Annotated in this window: 21 protein-coding genes; 19 read left to right on the top strand and 2 right to left on the bottom strand. The window is 56.2% G+C overall.

The features are described 5' to 3' along the window. Nucleotides 1–10 precede the first annotated feature (10 nt). On the top strand, nucleotides 11–1,141 hold the full coding sequence (locus CJP46_RS20790; RefSeq protein ID WP_094597549.1) for a nitric oxide synthase oxygenase: 1,131 nt from the start codon (nucleotides 11–13) through the stop codon (nucleotides 1,139–1,141). 113 nt (nucleotides 1,142–1,254) lie between these two features. After that, entirely contained in the window at nucleotides 1,255–1,725 is a 471-nt protein-coding gene (locus CJP46_RS20785) for a periplasmic substrate-binding domain-containing protein (RefSeq protein WP_094597548.1), read from the top strand. Between the two features lie 203 nt (nucleotides 1,726–1,928). Here the strand turns inward: CJP46_RS20785 and CJP46_RS20780 are convergent, their stop codons facing one another. Together CJP46_RS20780 and CJP46_RS20775 are read right to left on the bottom strand one after the other, a co-directional pair. Then, the gene (locus CJP46_RS20780) at nucleotides 1,929–2,249 is read right to left on the bottom strand and encodes an antibiotic biosynthesis monooxygenase (protein WP_094597547.1); all 321 of its coding nucleotides are present in this window, start codon (nucleotides 2,247–2,249) and stop codon (nucleotides 1,929–1,931) included. Nucleotides 2,250–2,290: 41 nt separating this feature from the next. Beyond that, nucleotides 2,291–3,838, bottom strand: a complete 1,548-nt coding sequence (locus CJP46_RS20775; RefSeq protein WP_094597546.1) for an FAD-dependent oxidoreductase — start codon at nucleotides 3,836–3,838, stop codon at nucleotides 2,291–2,293. A gap of 213 nt (nucleotides 3,839–4,051) precedes the next feature. Between CJP46_RS20775 and CJP46_RS20770 the strand changes: the two genes are divergently transcribed. The 17 genes from CJP46_RS20770 (at nucleotide 4,052) to CJP46_RS20690 (ending at nucleotide 25,787) form a co-directional block, all read left to right on the top strand. Next, nucleotides 4,052–4,993, top strand: coding sequence for an aldo/keto reductase family protein (locus tag CJP46_RS20770; protein ID WP_094597545.1), 942 nt, complete (start codon nucleotides 4,052–4,054; stop codon nucleotides 4,991–4,993). Nucleotides 4,994–5,235: 242 nt separating this feature from the next. After that, nucleotides 5,236–7,746, top strand: a complete 2,511-nt coding sequence (locus tag CJP46_RS20765) for a GH39 family glycosyl hydrolase (protein ID WP_094597544.1) — start codon at nucleotides 5,236–5,238, stop codon at nucleotides 7,744–7,746. A 306-nt stretch (nucleotides 7,747–8,052) separates the two neighbouring features. Next, nucleotides 8,053–10,338, top strand: a complete 2,286-nt coding sequence (locus tag CJP46_RS20760; protein ID WP_094597543.1) for a beta-glucosidase family protein — start codon at nucleotides 8,053–8,055, stop codon at nucleotides 10,336–10,338. Between the two features lie 255 nt (nucleotides 10,339–10,593). Next, nucleotides 10,594–11,961 carry a glycoside-pentoside-hexuronide (GPH):cation symporter gene (locus CJP46_RS20755; protein WP_094597542.1) on the top strand — a complete coding sequence of 456 codons (1,368 nt, stop codon included), beginning with the start codon at nucleotides 10,594–10,596 and terminating at the stop codon, nucleotides 11,959–11,961. A 129-nt stretch (nucleotides 11,962–12,090) separates the two neighbouring features. Then, complete coding sequence (locus CJP46_RS20750) at nucleotides 12,091–12,498, top strand: ribbon-helix-helix protein, CopG family (protein ID WP_094597541.1); 408 nt, start codon at nucleotides 12,091–12,093, stop codon at nucleotides 12,496–12,498. Nucleotides 12,499–12,578: 80 nt separating this feature from the next. Continuing rightward, entirely contained in the window at nucleotides 12,579–12,995 is a 417-nt protein-coding gene (locus tag CJP46_RS20745; protein WP_094597853.1) for a MerR family transcriptional regulator, read from the top strand. Between the two features lie 357 nt (nucleotides 12,996–13,352). Then, entirely contained in the window at nucleotides 13,353–15,314 is a 1,962-nt protein-coding gene (locus tag CJP46_RS20740) for a methyl-accepting chemotaxis protein (RefSeq protein ID WP_256992467.1), read from the top strand. A 189-nt stretch (nucleotides 15,315–15,503) separates the two neighbouring features. Next, nucleotides 15,504–17,075, top strand: coding sequence for a spore germination protein (locus CJP46_RS20735; RefSeq protein ID WP_256992466.1), 1,572 nt, complete (start codon nucleotides 15,504–15,506; stop codon nucleotides 17,073–17,075). 7 nt (nucleotides 17,076–17,082) lie between these two features. Continuing rightward, nucleotides 17,083–18,270: a Ger(x)C family spore germination protein gene (locus CJP46_RS20730; protein WP_179281251.1), complete on the top strand. Its 1,188-nt coding sequence runs from the start codon at nucleotides 17,083–17,085 to the stop codon at nucleotides 18,268–18,270. Then, nucleotides 18,263–18,478, top strand: a complete 216-nt coding sequence (locus tag CJP46_RS20725; RefSeq protein ID WP_094597537.1) for a hypothetical protein — start codon at nucleotides 18,263–18,265, stop codon at nucleotides 18,476–18,478. Before CJP46_RS20730 ends, CJP46_RS20725 begins: the two co-directional genes overlap by 8 nt. A gap of 28 nt (nucleotides 18,479–18,506) precedes the next feature. After that, nucleotides 18,507–19,598 carry a GerAB/ArcD/ProY family transporter gene (locus CJP46_RS20720; protein ID WP_094597536.1) on the top strand — a complete coding sequence of 364 codons (1,092 nt, stop codon included), beginning with the start codon at nucleotides 18,507–18,509 and terminating at the stop codon, nucleotides 19,596–19,598. A gap of 141 nt (nucleotides 19,599–19,739) precedes the next feature. Beyond that, the gene (locus CJP46_RS20715) at nucleotides 19,740–20,282 is read left to right on the top strand and encodes a DUF2062 domain-containing protein (protein ID WP_094597535.1); all 543 of its coding nucleotides are present in this window, start codon (nucleotides 19,740–19,742) and stop codon (nucleotides 20,280–20,282) included. 87 nt (nucleotides 20,283–20,369) lie between these two features. Next, entirely contained in the window at nucleotides 20,370–21,182 is an 813-nt protein-coding gene (locus CJP46_RS20710; RefSeq protein ID WP_094597534.1) for a uroporphyrinogen-III synthase, read from the top strand. 140 nt (nucleotides 21,183–21,322) lie between these two features. Beyond that, nucleotides 21,323–21,961: a ThuA domain-containing protein gene (locus CJP46_RS20705; RefSeq protein ID WP_094597533.1), complete on the top strand. Its 639-nt coding sequence runs from the start codon at nucleotides 21,323–21,325 to the stop codon at nucleotides 21,959–21,961. A 74-nt stretch (nucleotides 21,962–22,035) separates the two neighbouring features. Then, nucleotides 22,036–22,380: a phasin family protein gene (locus CJP46_RS20700; RefSeq protein WP_094597532.1), complete on the top strand. Its 345-nt coding sequence runs from the start codon at nucleotides 22,036–22,038 to the stop codon at nucleotides 22,378–22,380. Between the two features lies 1 nt (nucleotide 22,381). Further along, on the top strand, nucleotides 22,382–24,052 hold the full coding sequence (locus CJP46_RS20695) for an ABC1 kinase family protein (protein ID WP_094597531.1): 1,671 nt from the start codon (nucleotides 22,382–22,384) through the stop codon (nucleotides 24,050–24,052). Nucleotides 24,053–24,248: 196 nt separating this feature from the next. Continuing rightward, nucleotides 24,249–25,787: a DEAD/DEAH box helicase gene (locus tag CJP46_RS20690; protein WP_094597530.1), complete on the top strand. Its 1,539-nt coding sequence runs from the start codon at nucleotides 24,249–24,251 to the stop codon at nucleotides 25,785–25,787. Nucleotides 25,788–25,912 lie beyond the last annotated feature (125 nt).

Below are 25,912 nucleotides of genomic sequence, written 5' to 3'. Positions count from 1 at the left end.
TGAACGCGGCATGAAGGTGTATGACATTCTGCAGAAAGATGCGGAACAATATATATGGTTGTGTTATAAGGAGCTTGGCAAGACGGAGGCCGAGACTGTCCGGAGGTTTGCGGAGATCCGGGCCAGCATTGAAGCGACCGGAACATATGAGCATACGTACGAGGAACTGGTTCATGGGGCAAAAATGGCTTGGCGCAACAGCAACCGCTGCATCGGCCGCCTGTTCTGGGACTCGATGCAGGTGATCGATGAGCGGGGCCTGGAGCGGCCGGATGACATTGCGGAGGCGCTGCTCCGCCATATTGAACGCGGCACGGGCGGCGGCAAAATCGTGCCGACCATCACGGTATTCAGGCCGTCGGTACCGGGACGGAGGGATATCCGCATTTTGAACCACCAGCTGATTCGCTATGCGGGGTACGAAAACAACGGGACGGTAACCGGCGACCCCGCGTCCGTCTCCTTTACGAAGCTGTGCATGAAGATGGGCTGGACGGGAGAAGGGACGCCCTTCGACGTCCTTCCCCTCGTCATTCAGGGCGGGGAGGGCGGCGGGCCTGAGCTGTTTCCCATCCCGCAGGAGCGGGTCATGGAAGTGCCGATCACGCATCCGGACATTCCCGCCCTCGCGGATCTGGGCCTGCGCTGGTACGCGGTGCCGATCATTTCCGATATGGATCTCGTGATCGGGGGCATCCGGTATACGGCCGCTCCGTTTAACGGATGGTACATGGTGACCGAGGTCGGTGCCCGAAACTTCGCCGATGAACAGCGGTATGACATGCTGCCGCGGGTGGCGGAGCTGATGGGCTTGTCCACGGCGAGTGAAACCTCGCTGTGGCGGGACCGTGCGCTCGTCGAGATGAACGTCGCCGTGCTGCATTCCTACAAACAGGCGGGGGTCAGTATGGTGGATCATCATACGGCGGCTTCCCAATTCCGGCTGTTTGAAGAGCGGGAAGTCAGAAGCGGCAGAGAAGTCACGGGGAACTGGACCTGGCTGATCCCGCCGTTATCACCGGCGACGACCCATATTTTTCACCGTTCGTATGACAATACGGTCAAGACGCCCAATTTCTTGAAGAGAGAGGCGGCAGCTGCACCGAAGGAACGTGCCGGATGCCCTTTTCACCATAGCTGATCCTTTACCTGAAACATCAAAGAAAATGCTTGATTGCTTGTTGCTTTCCGTCTGCTGCGTCGTATAATGATTTATTAAGGGATTTGACATATAAAGGGGATAAAGATAGAGCGTTGAACACCATACTTTTGAACGATATCATCCGTGAGCTGGTCGAACGGTCGGGACTGGGCGTTCAGGTCAGCCTGGAATCACGTTCCCGGGACGGACGCCTGATCGGCGGCAAGTACGGAATGGTTTCCAAGCGGATCACGATGTATACCGGTGTGATCGAGGAACAATGCATGCAGATGTTCGGATCATTGGACCGGGTGGAGGAGTATTTTACGATTGTTCTGGCCCATGAGCTGGGCCATGCTGCAGATCCGGAGCTGCTTGCGCTCTCTGAAGCACTGGAAGACATGAGTCTGGCCGAGGAACATAGGCTTCGTGTGGCGCTGCAGATTGAAGAGAACGCATGGAACCACGCGCTCGAACTGATCCCCGAAGCGGATTTGCCGATGATGAGTGCCATTATTGACGAATCGCTGTATGCATACCGGCTTCAGGTCGAGGAAGCGGGAGCCGAGGCGGGCATTGCCTAAACGCCCGGGCCGCTGGGCCAGCAGGAGCAGACGCCCATAGGCGTGCTTTTACAGGGACCCATCGCAGGAGGCGGTTGGCCGCGGGGAAGAGGCGGTTCAGCTGCATTTTAAAAATAATAAAGGATAGGTTCGGCAGATCCCACGGATCTCGAACCTATCCTTTTTTGGTTGAACGGACGGCAACCGTCCGCTACACCTGCCGATTATTCGGCCGCATTCAGGGGGCTGACGACGAGCTCGTACTGGTTCAGCGTAGAGCCGAGAAGGACGTCCTTGCTGCCTCCTGCACCGCGGTGGGACGCGCGGAAGGACTCGCTCTGCGTCCAGTTCTTAAACGACGCCTCGTCCTCCCAGACGGTGGACACCTTCAGTTCCTCGGCGTCCGTCTCCTTGCTCTTGCCCAGCCAAACCTCCATACGGACAAAGCCCGGCATGTCCTGCACGCCCTTGGCATTCGCAAAACGCTCGGACACGGCCTGTCCGTGCCCTTCCTTGATCAAAATCGTGTTGGTGATGACTATCATAAGGAATCGCCTCCGATTGTGATATCGTTCCTTAATTCAGTCTACTCGTGTGCATCCAGTTTCTCAAGCGGCTTGATGGCCGGTCCCTCAAACACGACCCCGTCATAGGAAAACCGCGAACCGTGGCAAGGGCAGTCCCAGGTTCGCTCCGCCGCGTTCCACTCGGTCTCGCAGCCCATATGCGTACACGTGTTATCCACCAGATGAAGATTGCCCTCCGGGTCTTTATAAGCACCGGCTTTTTTACCGTTATGGCGGACCACGGCGCCTTCGTCAGGATTCAGGTCTTCGATCCGGCTGTGGACGAGGCCGACTTTGCCGGAAATCAGCTCTCCGGCCACATCCGCATTTTCCTTCACCAGGTTTATGATTGACGGGTCGGCCAGGAAACGGGACGGCGTGTACAGCTCGCTGTACGGATTGTCCCTGCCGATGATTTGATCCGATAACATCCGCCCGGCGAGGGTACCGCTGGTCATGCCCCATTTGTTGAAGCCGGTTGCCACGTAGATCCCTTCGTCCTTGGACGTAATTTGTCCGATGTACGGCACTTTGTCGATGGTGACCAGATCCTGGGTGGACCAGCGGAAAGGAATGCCTTTGCTGCCCAGCAGTTTGCCCCCATAGGCTTCGAGCGCCTCATAGTAGGAGAAGGTGCACATATGCTGCCCGGTTTTATGCCCTTCGCCACCGACGATGACCACCTCTTCGCCGTTCCAGGAGGCGGCCCGCAGCGAGCGCGTCGGTTTGTCGGCGCTGATGTACATACCGCCGGCGAACGCCGTTTCCGGTTTCATGGCCAGCGCGTACGAGCGGTCCGCATGCAGCCGCGCGAAATAGAAGCCGCCTTCGTCCAGGAACGGGAAGTGGGTAGCGGCGACGACATGGCTGCATTGAATCTTGTGGCTTCCGCGGTAGGTGACGACCGTTAACGGCCCTTCCTTGTCCACCTTATGGACCGTAGTATTCTCATATACTTGTCCGCCAGCCTTCACGAACTCCTCCAGCAGACGCCGCAAATAATGCAGCGGATGGAACCGGGCTTGTCCCGGCAGCTTGATGGCACCCGACGCGAACTGCGGAATCGGCAGCTTGTTCACCCATTCGCCGGGGATGCCCAGCTTTTCATAAGCTTCGAATTCCTTCTCCAGCTTATTGAGATCCTTATCCTTCTCCATATATACATAGGCGTCTTCCTCATGAAGACCGCAGTCGATATTCAGCTTGGACGCCGTATCCCGGATGAATTGCAGCGCATCCCGGTTGGCCTGATAATACATGGATGCCCGTTCCTGTCCGAAATGGTTAAACAGCTCATCGTACAGCATGCCGTGCTGGGTCGTGATTTTGGCAGTCGTATGCGCGGTTGTGCCGTTCAGTACTTTCCCCGCTTCGATCAGGGCGACCTTCAGCCCTTCCCGGGCAAGCAGGTACCCGGTCGTAATGCCCGCAATCCCCGCGCCTACGATCGCAACGTCCACCTTAATGTCTTCCGCCAGACGCGGAAAGGAAGGGAGGTCCGTTGTCGCTCTCCATAAAGATTCGGGGTACTGCGGCAGCTCATTGGATATCGGTTCAGATGGTTGCATAGCATCGTAGCCTCCTAAGTATTTTCATTTCATTTATTACCACTTTTCGCCAAAAAGAAACGGAGCTCGCCGGGGATGCGGCTTTTCTTCTCCAAAGGGGTTGTTTACAATAGAGGGATAGCCTAAATCGTCCTGCAAACGGGGCGAAATGCCCCAACGTTAGGGTAGTCATTTGCGGGAACCCCTATATCAAAAGGAGGCGTTAAAGCAACGATGAAATACCGGAGACTGGGAAGAAGCGGATTGAAAGTGAGTGAAATCAGCCTGGGCAGCTGGCTGACTTACGGCGGATACGTGGAGCGCGAAAATGCGGTTCAGGCGATCCGGACGGCTTATGATGAAGGCGTGAATTTCTTTGATACGGCCAACGTGTACGAACGGGGGGCGGCCGAGGAACTGCTGGGACAGACGCTGAAGGCGTACCCGCGGGAGTCGTATGTGCTGGCAACCAAAGTGTTCGGAAAAATGGGGGACGGACCGAACGATCAGGGACTGTCGCGGAAACACATTATGGAGCAGTGCGACGCCAGCCTGAAGCGCTTGGGCCACGACTATGTGGATCTGTATTACTGTCACCGGTATCATGACGAAACGCCGATCGACGAAACGCTGCGGGCGCTGGATGATCTGGTTCGCCAGGGCAAGGTGCTGTACGTCGGTGTCAGCATGTGGACCGCGGCGCAGATGGAGGCCGCACTCGGCACGGCTGACCGCTATCTGCTGGACCGCATCGTCGTGAATCAGCCGGTGTACAACATGTTCCAGCGGCAGATCGAGCAGGAGGTTATTCCACTCGGCGAGGCGAAGGGCATCGGCCAGGTCGTCTACTCGCCGCTTGCGCAGGGCTTGCTGACAGGCAAATATACGGCACCCGGCCAGGCTCCGGAAGGCAGCCGTGCCGCGAAGCTCGGCTGGAAGGATGACCGCATCAGCGAGGAGAAGATCGCCAAAGTGCGCCAGTTGGAGAAGGTCGCCGCCGAGCTGGACATCAAGGTAGGCCAGCTGGCTCTAGCCTGGATTCTGCGGCAGCCGAATGTGGCGAGCGCCCTGGTGGGTGCAAGCCGTCCAGAGCAGGTTACCGAGAACGTGCAGGCCTCGGGCATCGAGCTTTCGGCGGATGTGCTGGAGCGGATCGAGCAAATTTTGAACTCATAATGATCGAATGATGCATGACGAAAGCCGTCCTGCAGCGGGTATCCCGATACCGCGCTGGGGGGCGGTCTTTTTTTCTTCAGACCGGGGTGTATCGCTCGTCTATGCCAACCGGATATCGGGAATGCTCTAGATACGCCGGAGGCCCTCCCGGTGGCGTGCGGCTTTACATCGGGCGGGGCAGCTTGTAAAGTAGTTCTACGTTAAATCTGTTGCGGCAAGAAAGCCAAGTGGAGGATTTCGGATTGAAACACAGATACGAGTTTATCGAACACCAAGAGCATATGCCTTTTACGCTGTTTATCAACAGCATTGATCATATCCCGTTTCATTGGCATAAAGAGCTGGAGCTGATCTATGTCCTCAAAGGCTCGGTGGAAATCCATGTCGCCCAGGAGCGTTTGATCCTGCGGGAAGAGGACCTGCTGGTCATCAACAGCATGGACGTGCACAAAATCGATAAGACCGGCGAGGCCAACGTCCTGCTTACCCTGCAGGTCGATCCCGGAACGGTCCAGGCTCAGCTGCAGCAGGCCAAAACCCGAATCGACTGCAGCTCATTGAACGCCCGGGGCGCGGGCGATGCCCGCTTTGCCCCCATCCGCTCCGGTCTTGCCCAAATGATGTGGGAGCTGAACAAGCGGGAAGACGGCTACGGTGACAAGGTCATGGGGCATCTGCATCTGCTGCTGGGCCAGCTGGTTCGATATTTCGCTTCCTCCGAGCCGCTGGACGACAGCGCGAATGCGAGCGACGTGGATCTCGAGCGCCTTCGCCGGATCATTCAATACGTGGACGAGAACTATATGTACAAAATCAATCTGAATCAGATGGCGGAACAGGAGCATCTGAGCTTCTATTATTTCTCCCACTTTTTCAAGAGCAAGATCGGCATCTCCTTTCAGAAATATCTGACCCTCATCCGTTTGGAAAAGGCTGAGACGATGCTGAGGGAGACCACGAGCAACATTATCGATATCGCCGCGGATTGCGGGTTCGCCAATGTGAAGCTGTTCAACAAGAGCTTTAAGGAAAAAATGGGCGTAACGCCTTCCGAGTACCGGCAGAAGCATGAGCGGCAGAGCGGGGGAACGGATGACAAGCATCTCCCTTTTACGAGAGATACGAGCGATAGCGGCTCTTATATCAAGGTCGATACGGTGAAGGTGCTGGAGGGGCTGTACCGGCATCTGCCTCAGGCTGAAGCCCTGCCGCAGTCCGTTCTGCCCGCTCCCGCCCGGTCCGTTCAGGAGAGTCTGGTTCTGGATGCGTCCGCTCCCGGAGAAGGGTACGAGCCTCACTGGAGCCGGCTGCTGACGGCCGGCAGAGCCGCCGAAGGGCTGCGCGAGGACTGGCGGAAGCAGCTGGCGGAAATCCAGGCGGAGCAGCCGTTTCAATATATCCGGTTCCACGGCATTTTCAATGACGAGATGATGATTTACGACGAATCGGAGGACGGGACCCCACAGTACAATTGGAGCTATGCCGATGAGCTGTATGATTTTTTACTGGCTCAAGGGATACGTCCCTTCGTCGAGCTCGGGTTTATGCCCGGCAAGCTGAAGCGTTCGGACGAGACCCTCTTTTGGTGGAAAGGGAACATATCGCCGCCGAAGGATATGGCCAAGTGGTCAGAGCTCATCCGCCAGTTTGTCCGGCATCTGGTCAACCGCTACGGCATGGAAGAGGTGCGGCAGTGGTATTTTGAAGTGTGGAACGAGCCGGATGCCGTCGAAATCTGCTGGTCGGGGACGAAAGAGGAATATTTCGAATTTTACGCCGCCACCGCGCTGGCGATCAAGTCGGTCTCCCCGGATCTCCGGGTGGGCGGGCCGGCGCTGAATTATATTACCGTGTGGGAGACGGACTGGATCCAGACCTTCCTGCAGTACTGCCACGAGCACCGGGTGCATATCGATTTCTTTTCCTTCCACAGCTATTCGGAATATTGGCCCGGGGACGAGCACTCCGGCGGTCTATCCCATACACAGCCGCCGGGATTTTTTGTGGATACGATCCACAAGGTCCGCGAACGGATCGCCGATTCTCCGGCGGAGGGATTGGAGCTGCATTTGACGGAATGGAACTTTTCCTTGTATCCGCACAATCTGCTGCATGACACGATGTTCATGGCGCCGTTTATTATCAAAAACGCGGTGGATTCCATCGGTCTGCTGCAGTCGCTCGGGTTTTGGACGTTCACCGATATTTTTGAGGAGATGCGGGCGGGCGACAGCCCGTTTCACGGCGGATTCGGGCTGATCAGCATGCACGGGCTCAAGAAGCCCTCCTATTACGCCTTTGCTCTGCTGAACAAGCTTGGCCGCCGGATCTTGGCCAGGGGTCCGTATTATATAGCGACCGAGGAGAACGGACACATCCAGGTGCTGCTGTACAACTATACACATGTGGACAGCTTGTACGCCAAAGGAGAATGGTCGGGCATCAGCGAGCAAAACCGGTACGACGTTTTTGAAAGCAAGGAGGCGCTGGACGTCAGCCTCGACATTCGCGGGTTGATGGGGGATTACAAGGTATCGCACTACACCCTGGACCGGGAGCACGGATCGGTGTTTGACGCATGGCAGGCGATGGGAGCGCCGGACTTTCCCAGTAAGGAAGAGGTCGCCTATCTGCTCCGCCAAAGCGGACCCGACCTGAAGGTCTCCCAAATCCGGGGCGCTTCCTCTCATGTCGTTCGGGTCACCGTGCCACCGCACGGAGTGCAGCTGATCACGCTTCATAAACAGTATTGAACACAGCTCCGCAATTTCCCGTTCTTTTGCCGGACGGAAATTCGGGGCTGTTTGCGATTTGCCTGCAGCAGCCGGGGGATGACCGCAAAAAAAGGGGTGCATTTGGGCAAAAGAGAACAAGAACGGGCTTTTGCTTCAGGGTTAGAATGAAAACAAGCAGTCATTTGTTGATTCTGCAAACGTCTACATAGAATGAACTAAAGAAATGGAGGTTATAGGCCCTATTGGACCGTTATATAACAGGAAGTTCCATGCAAAACTTTAGTTCAATCTATGTACAATACATGATTAAAGGAATGAGTCGTCATGAATACATCCATAGATAAGCTGCTGAAATCGCTGACCCTGGAGGAGAAGGCGGCGCTCGTTGCGGGAGCCGATATGTGGAAGACCCAAGAGATTGGACGGGCAGGCATTCCGTCCATTACGATGTTTGACGGTACCAACGGCATCCGTAAGCCCGGAAGCACGCAGGAAATGGGATTGTTTTCGGAAAATATGCCGGCGACCTGTTTTCCGACCGGTGTGGCGCTGGGATCTACCTGGAACACGGAGCTCATTGAGGAAGTGGGCGAAGCCCTCGGCCGGGAAAGTCTGGCTCTGGATACGCAGATCCTGCTTGGACCTGGCGTAAATATGAAGCGTTCTCCGCTTGGCGGAAGGAACTTTGAGTACTATTCCGAGGATCCGGTGCTGACCGGGGAGCTGGGCGCCGCCATGGTGAACGGCTTGCAGCGCATGGGCGTCGGCGCATCGGTCAAGCATTTTGCCGGCAACAACCAGGAGACCGAGAAGATGGTTTCGAATTCCGTCGTGGATGAACGCACCCTGCGGGAAATTTATTTGACCGCATTTGAAATCATCGTCAAGAAAGCGAATCCATGGACGGTGATGAGCTCGTACAACCTGCTGAACGGTACCTATACCAGCGAACATGATTTTCTGCTGCGGCAGGTGCTGCGCGGGGAATGGGGCTATGACGGGGTCGTCATGTCGGACTGGACGGCCGTCCATGACCGCCTGAAGAGCCTTCGGGCCGGGCTTGATCTGGAAATGCCGGGACCGGCGAAATATAACGCCGTCAAGCTTGCCTCTGCCGTGCAGAGCGGCGAATTGGACGAGAGCGTGCTGGATGCGTCCGTGCGCCGCATGCTGGAGCTGATCGCCAAGGTCACCGCCGCAGCCGGCGGCAAGGATGCGCGGCAGCCTTGGGACGTTGACGCGCACCATGAGCTGGCGCGCCGGGCCGCAGCAGAGAGCATCGTTCTCTTGAAGAACGAGAACGGCATTCTTCCACTTGCGGAAGGGCAAATCCCCCGGCTGGCCATGATCGGCCAGAAGGCGAAGAAGCCGCGCTACCAGGGCGGCGGTAGCGCACGGGTGACGCCGACCCGCCTGGACATCCCGTACGAAGAAATCGCCGCGATTCTCGGTGGCGAAGACAAGCTGGAGTATGCGGAAGGATACCGCAATGACAACGAGCCGGACGATATCCTGATCGAGCAGAGCGTGCGGATAGCCCGCGCGGCGGACGCGGCGGTCCTTTTCGTCGGCCAGCCTGAAGGCACGGAATCCGAAGGATACGACAGCAAGACGATCGACCTGCCGCCGGCCCAGGTGAAGCTGATCCAGAAAGTCGCCGCGGTTCAGCCGAACTGCATCGTCGTTCTGTGCAACGGCACGGCGGTGGCGATGCAGGAGTGGATCGGCAGCGTGCCGGCCGTGCTGGAAATGTGGCTGTCCGGGCAGGGCAGCGGCAGGGCGGTGGCGGACATCTTGTTCGGACGGGCGAACCCATCGGGCAAGCTGTCCGAGACGTTCCCCGTGAAGCTGTCGGACACGCCGTCCTACCTTACGTTCGGCGACGGAAACCAGCAGGCGGTGTACAGCGAAGGGATTTTTACCGGCTACCGCTATTACGATAAAAAGCAACTCGAGCCGCTGTTCCCGTTCGGGCACGGCTTGTCCTACACGACGTTTGAGTACGGCAGTCTGCGCTGCCGCACAGCCGGCGGGGTGACTACGGTGGAGGTGGATATCCGTAACGCGGGGGACCGCACGGGTCAGGAAGTCGTCCAGCTCTACATTCAGGACGAAGAGAGCCGCCTGATCCGGCCGGTCAAGGAACTGAAAGGCTTCTGCAAGGTATATCTGCTGCCCGGGGAGACGAAGACCGCCGTCTTCACCCTAAGCCCAAGGGACTTCTCTTATTATGATCCCAAGCTGGGGCAATGGGTGGCGGAAAGCGGCTGGTTTACGCTCATGGCCGGCAGCTCCTCCGCGGATATGCGCGCGGCTGCACGGGTGGGCATGGCCTTTGAGGCAGAACGGGTCAGTCGTCTGCACCGGTACAGCCTCATTTGCGACTGGATGGCGGAGTCCCGGTCCCGGGAAGTGCTGGAGCGGTTCATCGAGCAGATGAACGGGCAAATCTCCGACCCGATTTCGCTAAGCGAGCAGTCGCTTGAGTTCCTCGGCGACTTTCCGCTCATCAAGCTGATCCAGCTGTACGGGCAGGAAATGCTGGCCCAGCGCTCGCCTGAATCGATGGTCGACGAGCTGCTTGCTTCGGTTCACCAGGCGAAGGTTTAAGCACAGCCCATAACGTTCACTCTATAAGGTACAGCTGTTCTTTGGAACGGCTGTACCTTTTTTGCGCTTTTCGGACATGATGATTCCCCAAATCACCGCCGGGACCCGGATGCAGCCGGACCGGTTCAACAAAAAACGTGAAGGTTCTGAGCAAAAAACGCGATGAAAGCGATATCAAGCTTTTCCTATAATTGAATATATCAGGAGCTCACCTAAACATCCTGAATGAAGAATTTTTGAAAGTGGGGCAATGACATGGGAGCTAAAACTTCAGCGGCATCAGTATACGGCAAGCTCAGCTCATTCAGAATGATGGGATACGGGCTTGGCGACGCGGCCAACAACTTCGTGTGGGGCATGACGTCGGTATACCTGATGTTCTTTTACACGGACGTTTACGGCATCAGCCCGGCGGCCGTCGCGTCGCTGTTTCTGGTCGCCCGGTTCTTGGATGCCATTTTTGACCCGGTCATCGGGATGATCGTCGATAAAACGAATTCAAGATGGGGACGCTTCAGACCTTATTTGTTGTTCGGCAGCATTCCGCTGTCGGTCATGTTCGTATTATGCTTCTCGACGCCGGATATGGGGAACACCGGTAAACTGGTCTATGCGTACGTGACTTATATTTTGCTCGGATTTCTGTATTCCCTGGTCAACATTCCTTATTCGGCCATGTCGCCTGTCATTACACAGGATCAGAGAGACCGCACGAAGCTGATGACATACCGCATGATCTTCGCCAACGTCGCGACGCTCATCGTATCGTATGCCACAAGCCCGCTGGCCAGCTGGTTCGGCGGCGACAACACCGCCAAAGGCTATCAATACACGGTGGGGCTGTACGCCATCGTAGCGATCGTGCTGCTGCTGGGCTGCTTCAAGAGCACGCAGGAGCGGATTCCGATCCAGAAGGAAGTCAGCACCAAGGGCGGATTAAAAACGCTGATGAAAAACAGACCGCTGCTGCTTTCGTCCTTTGCCATGATGCTGAGCGGCGGAGCCAATACGATTTTCTTCGCCATTCCGGCGTATTATTTCAAATATAATGTAGGCCGGGAGGATCTGGCGACGTATTACATCCCGGTGGTCCTTCTGATGGGTATGATCGGCATGGCCTGCGTTCCTTTTGTGGAAAAGAGAATCGGCAAGAAAAATACGCTTCAGCTTGCCTTTCTGATCACGATCGTCGGCAGCATATGTCTGTACTTTACGAGCTACAGCAGCGTTACGCTGATCTTTATCTTCTCTGCATTGATCGGTTTGACCCTGACCGTGCCATGGGTTGTCGGCTGGACGATGGCGGCGGACTCCGTAGACTACGGCGAATGGAAAACCGGGGTCCGGGCCGAAGGCATCAGCTACGCTTCCTTCAGTTTTGCCCAGAAGGTTGCGACGGCGCTTGCCGGCTCGCTCTCCGGTATACTGCTCACGCTGACCGGATATGTGGCTAACCAGACCCAGACGGTTACCGCGCTGCACGGCATCGCTTTTTCGCTCACGCTGGCTCCGGCCATTCTGACGCTGGGCGCGATGGTCCTGATCTTCTTCTATAATTTGACGGATCGAAAATACGCCGAAATCATTGGGGAGCTGGAACAGCGCAAAGCGCAGCAGGCTTAAATTCGGTATAGCTGCACAAGGCAGTCAATCTAAGGATTGGCTGCCTTGTTTTTGTTATGTGTGTTGACATTGTGTTCACAACGTGTAAAAATGATTCGTATATGAGAATAAAATTGGAGGAACCGACCCATGGATTCAAGTTTGCATATCCGACTCCCGAAAGAGCTGAAAGAGAGCTTTCAGCAGGCGGCGAAGGATAATCATAAGGATACTTCCACCCTGGTCAGAGACTGGATTGCCGATTATGTTGCCGAGCATCGCAAAACCGATGAGGAAACGGCTGCCGTTTTGTATGTGGCAGGTTATCGGCTGCAGCAGGAGCTTGGAGGGAGGGAGCAGATCGATAAGGACTTCGTCAAGCAGCTGCAGGAGTTCTCACTAACGGATCAAAAACAATTCATGCACCGCATTCTCTCGATGTACTTGGAACATGATTTGAGCGTTCCCGCGATTGTGCAGAAGATTCATGGCGGTTTTGCTTATTCCCAAATGTTTCTGCTTGGTTTGATCGGAGAAAAACCGAAGGACAGGTTGTAGGCCGGCCGAACCCTCCGCATTGGCATTCCGCCAGGGAGAACGATATACTTGGGGTAGAACCTTGAATGGGAGGAACGGAAGTGGACTGGCTTAAAATTGATGACGTAGCGAAGGAAACCGGCCTGACCAAGCGGACGATCCGCTACTATGAGGAAATCGGCCTCATCAAATCGCCCGAGCGCTCGGACGGAGGCATGCGTTTATATACGGAAGAAGACGTACAGCATTTGAAAAATATCGTTTTGGCCCGCAATGTGCTCGGCTTCTCCCTGCAGGAAATTCAGGAGTATCTGCAGATTCATGAACAGGTGGAGCTGCACCGCAGCAAATTTTCGTCCTCGTCCGACGATGCCCAGCGCACGGCTGAGCTGGAGCAGATGGGAGAGGCGGTCACCAAGCAGATCGGCCTGCTGGACGTGAAAATCCAGGAGATCGCCCGTGTACGGGAAGAGCTTGTGGCACTGCAGGAACGGATTACGAACGCTTTGAAACGTTAGTCTGTTTTTAGAGGCAGGAAGCAGCTTTATTTACCGGGAGTCAATAAACAGCAGCAAGTTGGCAAGCAGTCTGGGTGCAAAGTACCAGGCTGTTTTTTTTGTTCAAAAAGGCCGCAGTCCGTTGGAGGATATGCCCTGAACTTTATCGGATATTCAATGATAAAGAAAATATCACTAGTTCTTAGTACCTATTGATAAGTTCAAAATTTTTAAAGAAAATGGATATATGTAGAAATGTTATGGGGATGAGCGAGATAAATCTATGAGAAAATGCTCATATAGACCATGACTACAGTAACAGATGTGAGGTCGGGAGATACAGAATACCCAGTAGAAAGGAAACTGCTAGTGAAACGAATGTCGCTGTCCATTAAACGAAAAATGCTGGTATCCTATCTCGTCGTGTTGATCATTCCCAGCGTCATGATCGGAATGCTGTCTTACCAATCGGCCAAGGGGAAAATGGAGGGGACGCTGATGAACAGCGCCCTGGAGAGCAGCCAATCGGCTGACCGGATCATCACGCAGAACATCCAGGCCAAGGTGGATGATCTCGCCTATTTGATCCAGCAGCCTTATGTCGCCAGTGCTGAAAGCGATCCCACAGGCAAGGGAGGAGAGCTCAAGGCGCAGCTGAGGCAGTATCTTACTCTGCACAAGGAGGTCAAGGATATATTGCTCGGCACGGATAGCGGCGATTTCGTCCGGGCCTCCGAGGACCCGCTGCCGGAACGGTACGACGTCCGCAAGCAGGACTGGTATATCCGGGCGATCAAGCAGGGGAAGGGCGCGACCATCTCGCCGGTGTTTAAAGCGGCCAACGGCCAAATGTCCGCCTCCATCGCCCAGATGCTTCCTTCGGGCAAAGGTGTCATGTCGATCGAGCTCAACCTGGATACGATTCGCAGCCTGACCCAGATGAAGCTGGGCAAGGACGGATACATCGTGATCGTCGATACGGCAAAGAACTATGTGGTGCATCCGAACAAGACGGGAGAACCGGTGGAAGAAGTGGTGACCAAGCATCTGTTTGCCGGCCAAGAAGGAACATTCAGCTATACATACGAAAACGAGAAGAAGCGGGCGTCCTTCACGACGAACGAGCTCACCGGGTGGAAAATAGCCGGAACGATGTACGACAAAGAGGTGGCGGGTGCCGTCAGCGGCATCCGGAACACGGTGATCCTAGTCATTTCGATATCCATCTTGGCCGCGTTGGCCATCATCCTGTTCAATATCCGCTCGATCATTAAGCCGATCTCCGCGCTCACTTCGGCGACCGAACGTATCAGCAAGGGGGATTTGCGCGAAGATTTGGATACGACGAAGAAAGATGAGATCGGCAATCTCAGCCGTCATTTCCAGGCGATGGTGGACAATCTCCGGACGATGATCGTCAGCGTTCAAGAGATCACGGATCACGTGAACGCGTCTGCCAAAGGCCTGGCTGCAGGCGCCGATCAGACGACCAAAGCGATCGAGCATGTAACCGAAGCGATCCAGGAGGTCGCCGCCGGAAGCGATCAGCAGCTTCGCAGTGTGGAGCAGAGCATGGTGAGCATGGAGGTCATGTCCAAGGAGTCCGAGCGGATTCGGGCGAACATGGAGGACGTCATGCAGACAATGCAGCGAACGACCCAGTCGGCGGAAGAGGGCAACGCCGCCGTGATCAGCGTCACGGACAAAATCCAGAGCATCCATGAGACGGTCAGCGACCTCGATGGTATCGTGGACATGATGAACGAGCGTACAGCGCAGATCGGCGAAATTGTCAATTTGATCACGGGCATTGCCCAGCAGACACACCTATTGGCTCTGAACGCCTCGATCGAGGCGGCCAGGGCCGGAGAGCATGGACGGGGCTTCGCGGTTGTCGCGATCGAGGTGCGGAAGCTGTCGGAGCAATCGGAGAAATCGGCCCAGCGGATCGAAGCGCTCGTCAGCGGCATGAAGGGCGAGATGACACGGATTCTGTCCGCCATGAACGATGCGAAGACGAGGGTGTCCGAGGGCATCGAAGCGGTGGATTTGACAGGACGGTCGTTCACGCGGATCCGCAAGGCCGTCAAAGGAGCCAGCGCGGACATCGCCTCGGCCGCCGAAGCGTCGCGCTCGCTTGCGCAGAGCGGAGAAAGCGTCGAGCAGTCGATCCGGCTCATCCAGGGGTACTCGGAAGCAGCCGCCGGCAATACGCAGGCCGTCTCCGCTTCCGCCCAGGAACAGCTGGCCTCCATTGAGGAGATTGCCTCTTCGGCGGCCGGATTGAACAAGCTGGCTGAGCAGCTGCTCGAGCAAGTAGCACAATTTAAAAACAAATAATGAATGATAGACAGGCGCCACCCGGGGATACAACGGGTGGCGTTTTTTTGTGCTGTTCACGGATCGATTCACATAATTTATCCAGATTTGGCACAACCTACGGTTAAATTCCTTCTTGATGGCAAGGAGCGGAAATCGAGGTGACAAGTGGAGATGAAAAAAGGCGGTGCAACACCGGATAAGCCGCGCATGGCCCTTCCAACAGGCAGGGCACTGGGTCTGCCGTCTCCTTCGTTGGATAAGGTGCCGATCCAGAAGGATCTGAAAGTCAATACAGAGATGCTGAAGGATATCTTCGATGACTGCTCGGACATGGTCTACCGGAGCATGGAGGTTGCCCCGGGCGTCAAGGGCCTGCTCGTATACGTGGAAGGGATCGTGTTCTCCGAAGAACTTCAGATCCATATGATCCAGCCCATCATCCAGGGGTTGGTCCGGCTGAAGAACGAGGGGGATGAGGGCAAGGAACAGGACCCCGATCTGGAGCCGCTGGAAAATACGCGCGTATCCCTGTCCCAAGTCAACAGCGCCACCATGTGGGGGGACGTCATCGAGGGACTGATGAATTCCAGCGCTGTCATCCTGGTAGACGGGTATTCGGAAGCCCATCTGTTCAATGTGAAGGGTGGACTGCGGCGGACCGTATCCGAACCGGAGACCGAGGCGGTCATCCGCGGGCCGCGCGAAGGATTTACGGAGATGCTTCGCGTCAATACAGCGCTGCTGCGCTTCAAGATTAAGTCCCCAAAGCTGAAGATGAAGAGCATGGTCCTCGGGACCGAGACCAAAACGGATATCGTCCTTTCGTATATCGAGGGACTGGCGAATCCTAAGATGATCCGGGACGTCGAAAACCGGCTCAAGGACATTGAAATCGACGGGGTACTGGAATCCGGCTATATCGAGGAATTGATCGAAGACCATCCGTATTCGCCGTTTCCCCAGCTGCAGTACACCGAACGCCCCGACACCGCCGCGGCGCAGCTGCTGGAGGGACGGTTCGCCATATTCACGGACGGTACGCCGTTCGTTCTCATCGGTCCGGTGACCTTTTTCCAGCTGATGCAGGCGAGCGAGGATTACTACGAGCGGTTCTTCATCACGAACTTCATCCGGTGGATCCGGTACTTATTCGTGTTTATCGCCCTCTTTCTGCCTGCCTTGTACATCGCAACGACGACTTATCATCAGGACATGCTGCCTTCGACCCTGGTGCTCAGCATCGCGGCTGCCCGGGAGGCAATTCCATTTCCTGCGCTCGTCGAGGCCCTCATTATGGAGATTTCCTTTGAGGCCTTGCGCGAGGCTGGCGTAAGGCTCCCGAAAACCGTCGGCCAGGCAGTCAGTATCCTGGGGGCACTCGTTATCGGTCAGGCTGCGGTCGAAGCCGGCATCGTATCGGCCCCGATGGTCATTATCGTGTCGATGACGGGGATCGCCTCCTTTACGATTCCGCGCTTCAACCTGGCCATCACGGTCCGCCTGCTGCGGTTTCCGCTGATGATTCTGGCCGGGGTGTTCGGATTGTTCGGCATCGTGCTGGGCACGGTCTGGATTCTGGTCCACGTGACCCAATTGACCTCCTTTGGCGTACCGTATATGTCCGGCATCAGCCCTTTCCATGTTCAGGATAACAAGGACGTGTTCGTTCGCGCCCCATGGTGGAAGATGAAGCGGCGCCCATCCTGGGCATCGAAGAAAGACCGGGTGCGCGAGAAGAAGGAGATCAATGGTACCCCGCAATCAAACAAGGTGTGGTGATATGGACATGATCAAGAAATGGGCGGTAGCCGGTCTATTGCTCCTGAGCCCGCTGGCGCTGGCCGGCTGCTGGGACCGTAAAGAAATCAACGACGTTGCCTTCGTCATCGGATCTTCCGTCGACAAGGAAAACGGGATGTACCGAAGTGCCCTCCAGATCGCCCTGCCGGGGAATTTGGGCGGAGCGGGCAGCAAAGGCGGCGGCGGGGGCACCAGCGGCGGAAAGTCCTACTATTTGGAATCCAAGACGGGCATTACGCTGCGCAGTGCCAATATGGAAATCCAGGCAGGCAACTCCCGGAACCTTTCCTTCTCCCACCGGCGCGTATTGCTTGTCGGTGAGGAATTCGCCAGGGACGGTATTGCCCCGATGCTGGACCAATTCGCCCGGATTCCGCAGAATCGCTTGTCATCGCTGGTGGCGGTGACAAGCGGATCGGCCTATAAAATTCTGGACGCCGCAGCGCCGATGGAGCAGTTCTCCAGCGAAATGATCCGGGAAATGATCAACGAATTCACGAAAAGGCCCGATTCGCTGAAACAGCTGGTCAACATGCTCATGACGGATGGCGTGGACGTGGCTCTTCCGTACCTGTCCATTCAAGAGGCGGTCCCGCCGGGCGTGGGCACGTCCAAAAATAATATCCAGGTTACGGGCCTGGCCCTGTTTGACGAGGACAAGTTCGTGGGAGCCCTGGAGGGGCAGGAAGGCAAAATCATTAACCTGGCCATGAATCAGGCCCCCTCCCCGGACATTATCGTCGACGGACCTCATGGGAAGGGGCATATTTCCATCCGCTTCAGCGAAAATGAGGCCAAGCTGAAACCGGTTGTCCGCGGCAACGATATCACGATGACCATCGAAATTTACGCCAAGGGCGCCGTGTACGAAAATGATTCGAACAGCATTATCAGCGATGAGCATAGCCTCCGGGACCTGGAGCGCCGGGCCAGCGAGGAGATTGTCGATAAAGTGCAGCTCGCCATGCGTTCTCTGCAGCATAAATACAACTCGGATATTCTGGGATTCGGCAGGACGATCTACGAGAATGACCCCAAGGCATGGCAGAGATTTAAGGGCAATTGGAAGAAAGTCTATCCCGAGGTCAGGGTTATCGTAAAACCTGAGCTTCATATCGAGAATATCGGAGCCGTCGGCAAGCCCTTCGGCAGAAAGGAAATCAGGAATGATTAAGCTTCTGGGGCTGTATATCTTGGCCGCTATATTGGTGATCCTGGTCGATCGGAAGGTCATGCGCGACATTCCGGGGATTAACCGCTGGTTGGCCTATATTCTGCTCGCAGGCGGGTTCGGAATATGGGCCTACTGCCTGCAGTTTGGCCACGTCGTGTACGGATCGGTACTGGCGGGAAATTATCTCGACAAATTCGTTCCTTTTTGAATGAAATCGCTATAAAGGAGGCAGGGCTGTGAATAAAGTGACGAACCGGCAGTTTAGGATGCTCGGAATCACCTATATCTTGAACACCACATTAATCCACGTACCGAGTGAGCTGGCCAATTATGCCAAGCAGCACGCCTACCTGTCCTTTTTTCCGGCGGGACTCGTCGTTGCGCTGATGCTTCTGCTGCTGTCCAAAAGCGCAAAGCGGTTCCCCGGGAAGGATCTGTTTCAATCGCTGAACGGCCGGCATAAAGTGCTCGGAAGAGTGATTACCTTCCTGTACCTGATGTTTTTCTTTATCATCCTGGCCAGAGATATCCGTATGGTTGCCGACTTTACCAATGTCGTCCTGCTGCCGCTCACGCCGATCTTCATCATTTCTATTGCGATTACGGCGACGGTGATTTTTATTGCCAGAGGAGGCGTGCAGACGGTGATGGGCATTGCCGACCTGTATGGGCCGATGATGACAACGGTGGTCCTCATCATACCGTTTATCGTTGCCAAGGATTTTGATTTCAACTATATCAAGCCTTACTTTTATGTCGATTGGGCGGGCGTCGGCAAAGGGAGCTGGGTCGTCTTTTCTTACCTGGGCCAGATCTTGGCGCTCCCGTTCATCTTCTCAAGCAAAGATTACCGGATCCGTGACGGGATGTACGCTTTGCTCCTGTCGACAGGGCTGCTGCTGCTGATCGTCATTATGACTTCGCTGCTGGTAGGCATACCCATTGCCGAAAGCCTGATGTACCCGTCTTACGAAATGTCCCGGCAGATTAAAATAACGGATTTCCTCGACCGGTTCGACATGCCGCTCGTTGGCCTCTGGTTTCCGGCGGTTCTGCTGAATATCGCCACCAGCTTGTTCATCATTTGTTACGGATTAAAAACGATGATCCCGCAGATTTCCGGAAAAATGATGACCTCGCCCATCGGGTTGTTCGCCGTGGTCACAGCGTTCTGGATCTACCCCAATTCGATCGAAGTGTTCCGGTTCGACCGGGAGTGGACGGTCGTGGCCTTGGTGTTTGTCATCGTGCTGCCGCTCCTGATCTTTTTGTTCCACCGTCCCCAAAGGACGCACCGGGTGCAGGAACGCCGGGAGGACGCTTCCTGATCCATCTCCCGGCAAAAATAAATCAGACCCATCTGGTTAGATTAGAGGGCATAAAAGTGATACAATAGAAGCAACGGGCGGCCCTGAAGCATACGGCTGAAGGGATGTCCTGCCTGCTAGGCAAACCTGAAGGGTGATTACATGACAACCAAATCAAAAAAGTACAACATTTTTCATAAGTTTTACCGGAAAATCAAGCTGAACATGATCAAGCTGTTCCGCTCCCCGGGCGGAGCGCGTAAGGTGTCGCTCGGATTCGCGCTTGGGTTCGGGCTTGAGATGATCGTTATTTCCACCGGGTCCTTGGTGTATTTGATTTTCTATCCTACGGTAAGACTGGCCGGCGGCTCGCTTCCGGCTGCTATTATAGGCAATGTGATCGGCAAGCTTACTTTCCTTCCTATCGTGCTCCTCCCTTTTGCCAAGAAAATCGGAGAATGGTTTTTTCCGAAAAAAATGATGGATCTGCCGGTCCAGGAGCATGCCTGGAGAAACCTGCTGTCCGGCGACTTCACCATATTCAAGCATCTGCTGCAGGGCGGACTACACGTGCTGATCGGCATGTCGGTGTTCGGCCTGGTGCTTGGCGTCATTTCCTTTTTTGTCGTTCGATTCTTGTATAACCAGCGCAAAAGGCACCGCCTGGCCAAGCGCCAGAACGCCGCTGCCGTCAAAAGCCTGTGAATCTTTTCATCTCCTGAGTTGGAATATCAAGTATACTGTTTAATAAACAGTGACGGGTTCCATGAACCCTGATGAGGAGAAGGATGCATGGCTCGGAATTTGGCAGGCAAAAAAATTGCGTTAACCGGTCCCCGCAAAGCGGCCGAAATGGCCAAACTCGTGGAGAACATGGGAGGCATTCCGCTGATTCGTCCCGCCCAAGGAACGGTATTCCTTGACGATGTGAAGCTGCTCGAGGATATCAAGGCCTGGATCGCCACTCCCCCCGCGTGGGTCATATTGACGACGGGCATGGGTTTGGATGCCATCGCTCAGGTGGCGGAGGAGATGGGCGCAGGCGCGGCGCTGCTGGAAGTGCTGCAGGGCTCGTCCATTGCTGCCCGCGGATACAAGACGGTGGGTGCTCTAAAAAAGAGAGGGCTTGTCCCGCTCGTTCGGGATGATGACGGAAGTACTGCAGGTCTGATCCGGGGACTGGAGTCTCATTCTTTTCAAGGGGCGGAGGTCATTCTGCAGCTGCACGGCGATCCGGCCCCGAAGCTGATGAAATGGCTGAAAGAACAAGGAGCTGAGGTGCGGGAAGTGCTGCCGTATCAGCATATTGCTCCGGAGGAAGCGGAGCTGTCGCGGCTGCTCGCCGAAATTACGGCGGCGGAGCTCGACGCCGTCGCGTTCACCAGCGCCCCGCAGGTGCGAAACTTGGTCGAGTACGCCCGGACAAAGGGGAGGCTTCCGGAGCTGGTATCGGCTTTCTCCGGGCCGGTCGTTGCGGCGGCCGTCGGCAAAATTACGGCCCAGGCCTTGCGGGAAGAAGGCATCGAGCGCATCTGCTCGCCGGAGGAGGATGAGCGGATGGGCAGCATGATGGTGGAACTGGGACGGTATTTTATTCGGAATTGACACAGAGACATGTCCATACGGAAGGGGGGGTGCGGCTGGCCGCATCCCTTTTTTCCTTCACGGAAAGCGAAAGGAATTAAAGGTTTTTTTCGGGAAGTGTGGAATGCTATAGGGAACGAGAGCGAGCAAGGAGGAACATAATGAACAAGAAAAAGAGTATTTTACTCGGCGATTACACGCATCCGAAATTTCACCCTTTGCAGGGGGTGGACGCACAGATTAGCCATATTTTGAACGAAGTCATTTCGGTTCAGTGCAGCGAGAACAAAAATTTGCTGCTTGAGGAGAATCTGAAGCCGTTTGACCTTTGCATATGCTATTTCGACTTATGGGATGAGAAGGTTTCCCCGCAGCAGACAGCGGGCCTGCTGTCTTATGTGAGCCGGGGGGGCGGCCTGCTTGTCATTCACAACGGTCTGTCCATCGGCAACCGGCGCTCCGAGCTGGCCCAGCTGTCCGGCGGCCGTTTTAACGGTCATCCGCCATATCAGCCGCTGTCATTTCGGGTGAGCGCGGAGGACCAGATCACGGAAGGCATCGAGCCTTTTGAACTGGATGAAGAGCCGTACCAGATCGATTTCGACCCGTTTGGCGAAAGAACCGTGCTGATGGAATACGAACTGGAAGGAACGTGGCATCCGGCCGCCTGGAAGCATACGTACGGCATGGGGAGAGTCGCTTTTCTGATGCCGGGGCATCACGAGCCGACATTCCTCCATCCGCAGATCCGTAAGCTTATTCTGCAGGCCGCGCAGTGGACGGCACATCTTCCGGGATGATTAGGCCCCCCGGGTTTATATGACCCATCATTTGGGGGTATAATATATTGACTATAGCTTTGGGAGGAATAACCATGAGTGATCTGTTTAAAAAAGCAATTTCATTAGGATGGGGCCTTACCATAGTGAGTAAAGAGAAAGTCGAGAAGATCGTGGACGATCTGGTCAAAAGGGGTGAGCTGGCGCCGTCCGAATCCAAAGACCTGGTCAACCGGCTGGTGGAACGCGGCGAGGAAGAGCAGTCCCAATTCAAAACGTGGATTCAGGAGCAGGTTCGGCGTGTTTTGACGGACATTCACGTTCCTTCCGACAATGATATCGTCAGCCTGGAACAGCGCATCGCAACTCTGGAAAAGAGGGTGGCGGAGCTCGAAGCGGAACGCTCCGAACCGGAACGCTCCGGACCGGCTGCGGAATAAGATGGCACTGCGCATCAGACATACCGGTCGTTACCGGGAAATCGCCATGGCGCTTATGCGTCATGGCTTTGGTTATATCGTGGAGGAGCTGGGCCTGTTCCAGATGCTGTCCATTCCGAGACGGTGGATCACCCAGGAAGCTCCACCGACCAAGACGCTGGGGGAACGGATCCGGCTTGTTCTCGAAGACCTGGGCCCGACGTTCGTCAAGCTGGGGCAGCTGGCCAGCACCCGGTCGGACCTGCTGCCGGAGCCGATCATTCGGGAGCTGATCAAGCTTCAGGATCAGGTTCCGCCCTTCTCATCCGAGTCGGCTAAGGGCATTATCGAGCAGGAACTGGACGACGCCATCGAGGATATTTTCGCCTGGTTTGAGGAATCTCCGGTAGCGGCTGCTTCCATTGGACAGGTCCATCTCGGCAAGCTCAAAACCGGCGAGGATGTAGCAGTCAAAGTCCAGCGGCCGGGCGCCCTGCAGATGGTGGTCAGAGACTTGGAAATTCTCAGGGATCTGACCGCAATGGCGGAGAAGCGCTGGGTGTGGGTCAAGCAGTATCAGATCGCCCGCTTAGTGGAAGAGTTTGCGAGCTCCATGCGGGCTGAGCTGGATTACACCCAGGAAGGCCGCAACGCGGAGAAAATCGCCCTGCAGTTTCAGAACGATGAGACCGTGTTCATCCCGCGAATATATTGGCAGTATACTTCCTCGCGCGTCATGACGATGGAATATATCCGGGGCATCTCTTTGAGCCATCAGGAGGAGCTTGTGGCGAAGGGCTATGATTTGAAGGAAATCGCCGAGAAGCTCGTGGAGAGTATGCTGCACCAGATTTTTATCGAGGGCTTTTTTCACGCTGATCCGCATCCCGGTAACCTGCTCGTGCGCAAGGACGGCAGCCTCGCCTATCTGGATTTCGGCATGATGGGACGGCTCAGCGAGGAGATGAAGGATCATCTGTCTTCGCTGATCATCGCCCTGATGCGGAAAAACACCGACAGTATGGTCCGCGCCGTACTGAGGCTCGGTATGCTGCCCGAAGACGGCGACATCCGCGAGCTGCGCAGGGACCTCGACGGTCTGCGGGAGCAATACTATAACATTCCTTTTTCCGAAATCAGCATGGGTAAGGCGCTAAATGATCTATTCGCGGTCGCTCAGCGCCACAAAGTCATGATTCCGCCCGATCTTACGCTGCTCGGCAAGGCGCTGCTTACGATGGAAGGGGTCATCGAGAAGCTGGACCCTTCGCTCAGCATCATCGACATGGCGGAGCCTTTTGGACGGAAGCTGATCAAGGACCGCTTCAGCACCCGCAACCTGCGCAAGAAGCTGCTGGGCGGAGCGGCGGGTCTGGCTGAGGCGCTGTTTGACCTGCCGGACCAGGCAAGGCAGATTTCTTCGCTAATCAGCAAGGGCAAACTGAAGGTCGAGATCAGCGTTCCGGAGATGGAGGCCCTGATGAGGAGGCTCGACCAGATCAGCAACCGCCTATCCTTCAGCATCGTGCTGCTCGCCTTCAGCATCATTATGGTCGGGCTAATCATTGGTTCTTCCCTAAATCAGCAATCTTCGGTGCTGTGGCATTTCCCGGTAATCGGAACCGGCTTTGCCGTGGCACTGCTGATGGTGCTGTGGCTGCTGTATTCCATATTCAAATCCGGCAGGTTTTAGCTGTCCAGATTGCTGTCATCATGATCATCCATTGTTCTTCAAGCGATTCCATACAATCCATCAAGGGAGGTCTGTCCGGCGGCCCTGCACGGGTCCGTGGACGGTCCTCCTTTTTAAGAGATAAGAAAGATATTGGCCCTAAGTTTTAATCAACTGTATCCCGCCAGAGGCGGATCTTAATGAATGAGGTGCATTTTTGTTGAAGTTTTCAAGTTTGGGCGTTAACGAATCATTGGTCAATACATTGAGGGCGAACGGCATTGCCATCCCGACGCCGGTACAAGCGGAGACGATCCCGCTCCTGCTCGCAGGGAGCGACGTGATCGCCAGAGCACGTACAGGAACCGGCAAGACGCTGGCCTTTATGCTGCCGATACTGCAAAAAATCGACCCTACGCAGCTGTATCCGCAGGCGCTTGTCGTTGCGCCCACGCGCGAACTGGCGCTGCAGATTACCGAGGAAGCACGAAAGCTTGCAGCAGGGACTGATATCCGGATTCTGGCCGTATACGGCGGACAGGACGTCGAGAAGCAGCTGCGGAAGCTGGAAGGGGGACGTCAGCTGATCATCGGTACGCCGGGCAGGCTGCTGGACCACCTCCGGCGCGGCACGCTGGAGCTCGGACGCGTCAAAATGCTCGTGCTGGACGAAGCCGACCAAATGCTGCACATGGGCTTCCTGGACGAGGTTGAGACGCTGATTCAGGCGCTGCCTTACAAGCGCCAGACGATGCTGTTCTCGGCCACGATGCCTGCCGAGGTTAAGCGACTAGCGGCAGCTTATACCCGGGACGCCCAGGACGTGGTGATCAAAGGGGAGAAATCGCCGGTGCCGCTGGACCATATCCGGCAGATCGTTGTGGAAGTGACGGACCGGACCAAGCAGGAAGCGCTGATGTCCATGATCGACACGTACCGTCCGTTCCTGGCGATCATTTTTTGCCGCACCAAGCGGCGGGCGTCGACGCTCAACGAGGCTTTGCTCGAGAAGGGCTATAACTCGGATGAGCTGCATGGCGATCTGTCTCAGGCGAAGCGTGAAGCGGTCATGAAGCGGTTCCGTGAGGCGAAGCTGCAGCTGCTGGTCGCGACGGATGTGGCGGCCCGCGGGCTCGACGTGGAAGGCGTCACGCATGTGTTTAACTACGATATTCCGCATGACGTGGAGAGCTACATCCACCGGATCGGTCGCACGGGCCGGGCCGGGGAGAAGGGCATGGCCATCACCTTGGCCGCCCAGAAAGACAAAGGCGAGCTGGCGCGCATCGAGCAGCATATCCAGTACAACATTGAACGGCGCCGGTATGACAAGGGCGCCGGCATCACCGCCGCGGGAGGCAAGGCGCGCGCCATCCATGCGGAGCGCGGCGAACGCGGACGCGGCGGCAGAGACGGCGGGCGCGGAGAGGGCCGCCCGCATCGGGATGACCGCCCCGCACGCGCGGGCGGTGAAGGCAGAGGCGCCCGCGGCGAGGCCAAGCGGGCGCGCGGTGCCTACGCCGGAAGCGAAGCCGGCATAGGCGGAGCAGGGGCCGGCCGCTCCCGCACCGGTGCGGCCGGACAGCGTGACGGCCGCAGCGCTGGCAGCAGCCGGGGCCAAGCGGCACGCGCGGAACGCGGCGCGCCGTCTGGCGGTTCCCGCGGAGGCCGGGATGCCAAGCGGAGCGGCACGGGCCGCCCATCCGCTCCCGGCGGCAGAGGCCGGAGCACGGGAGGACGCGGGCGCCGGAAATAACGGCGGCCCTGCGCGGGTCAAGGCAGCAGCTACCCCATAGGGGACAGCTGCTGCCTTTTTTTTAGCAACCGAGCGCATGATATAATAACGGGGCAGCCGACCCAAAAGTTGGATGCCGCTGCAGC

It is taken from the genome of Paenibacillus sp. XY044, assembly GCF_002257645.1.
Lineage (GTDB): Bacteria > Bacillota > Bacilli > Paenibacillales > Paenibacillaceae > Paenibacillus_AQ.
Note: the sequence above shows the minus strand (reverse complement) of the source record. Positions and strands in the feature narration are given on the sequence as shown.

Bases quoted from the DNA above. Each gene is read 5' to 3' on its own strand.
- CJP46_RS20790 (WP_094597549.1), top strand. From the start codon at position 11: ATGAAGGTGTATGACATTCTGCAGAAAGATGCGGAACAATATATATGG.
- CJP46_RS20780 (WP_094597547.1), bottom strand. From the start codon at position 2,249: ATGATAGTCATCACCAACACGATTTTGATCAAGGAAGGGCACGGACAG.
- CJP46_RS20775 (WP_094597546.1), bottom strand. From the start codon at position 3,838: ATGCAACCATCTGAACCGATATCCAATGAGCTGCCGCAGTACCCCGAA.
- CJP46_RS20770 (WP_094597545.1), top strand. From the start codon at position 4,052: ATGAAATACCGGAGACTGGGAAGAAGCGGATTGAAAGTGAGTGAAATC.
- CJP46_RS20760 (WP_094597543.1), top strand. From the start codon at position 8,053: ATGAATACATCCATAGATAAGCTGCTGAAATCGCTGACCCTGGAGGAG.
- CJP46_RS20755 (WP_094597542.1), top strand. From the start codon at position 10,594: ATGGGAGCTAAAACTTCAGCGGCATCAGTATACGGCAAGCTCAGCTCA.
- CJP46_RS20750 (WP_094597541.1), top strand. From the start codon at position 12,091: ATGGATTCAAGTTTGCATATCCGACTCCCGAAAGAGCTGAAAGAGAGC.
- CJP46_RS20740 (WP_256992467.1), top strand. From the start codon at position 13,353: ATGTCGCTGTCCATTAAACGAAAAATGCTGGTATCCTATCTCGTCGTG.
- CJP46_RS20735 (WP_256992466.1), top strand. From the start codon at position 15,504: ATGGCCCTTCCAACAGGCAGGGCACTGGGTCTGCCGTCTCCTTCGTTG.
- CJP46_RS20730 (WP_179281251.1), top strand. From the start codon at position 17,083: ATGATCAAGAAATGGGCGGTAGCCGGTCTATTGCTCCTGAGCCCGCTG.
- CJP46_RS20725 (WP_094597537.1), top strand. From the start codon at position 18,263: ATGATTAAGCTTCTGGGGCTGTATATCTTGGCCGCTATATTGGTGATC.
- CJP46_RS20715 (WP_094597535.1), top strand. From the start codon at position 19,740: ATGACAACCAAATCAAAAAAGTACAACATTTTTCATAAGTTTTACCGG.
- CJP46_RS20710 (WP_094597534.1), top strand. From the start codon at position 20,370: ATGGCTCGGAATTTGGCAGGCAAAAAAATTGCGTTAACCGGTCCCCGC.
- CJP46_RS20705 (WP_094597533.1), top strand. From the start codon at position 21,323: ATGAACAAGAAAAAGAGTATTTTACTCGGCGATTACACGCATCCGAAA.
- CJP46_RS20700 (WP_094597532.1), top strand. From the start codon at position 22,036: ATGAGTGATCTGTTTAAAAAAGCAATTTCATTAGGATGGGGCCTTACC.
- CJP46_RS20695 (WP_094597531.1), top strand. From the start codon at position 22,382: ATGGCACTGCGCATCAGACATACCGGTCGTTACCGGGAAATCGCCATG.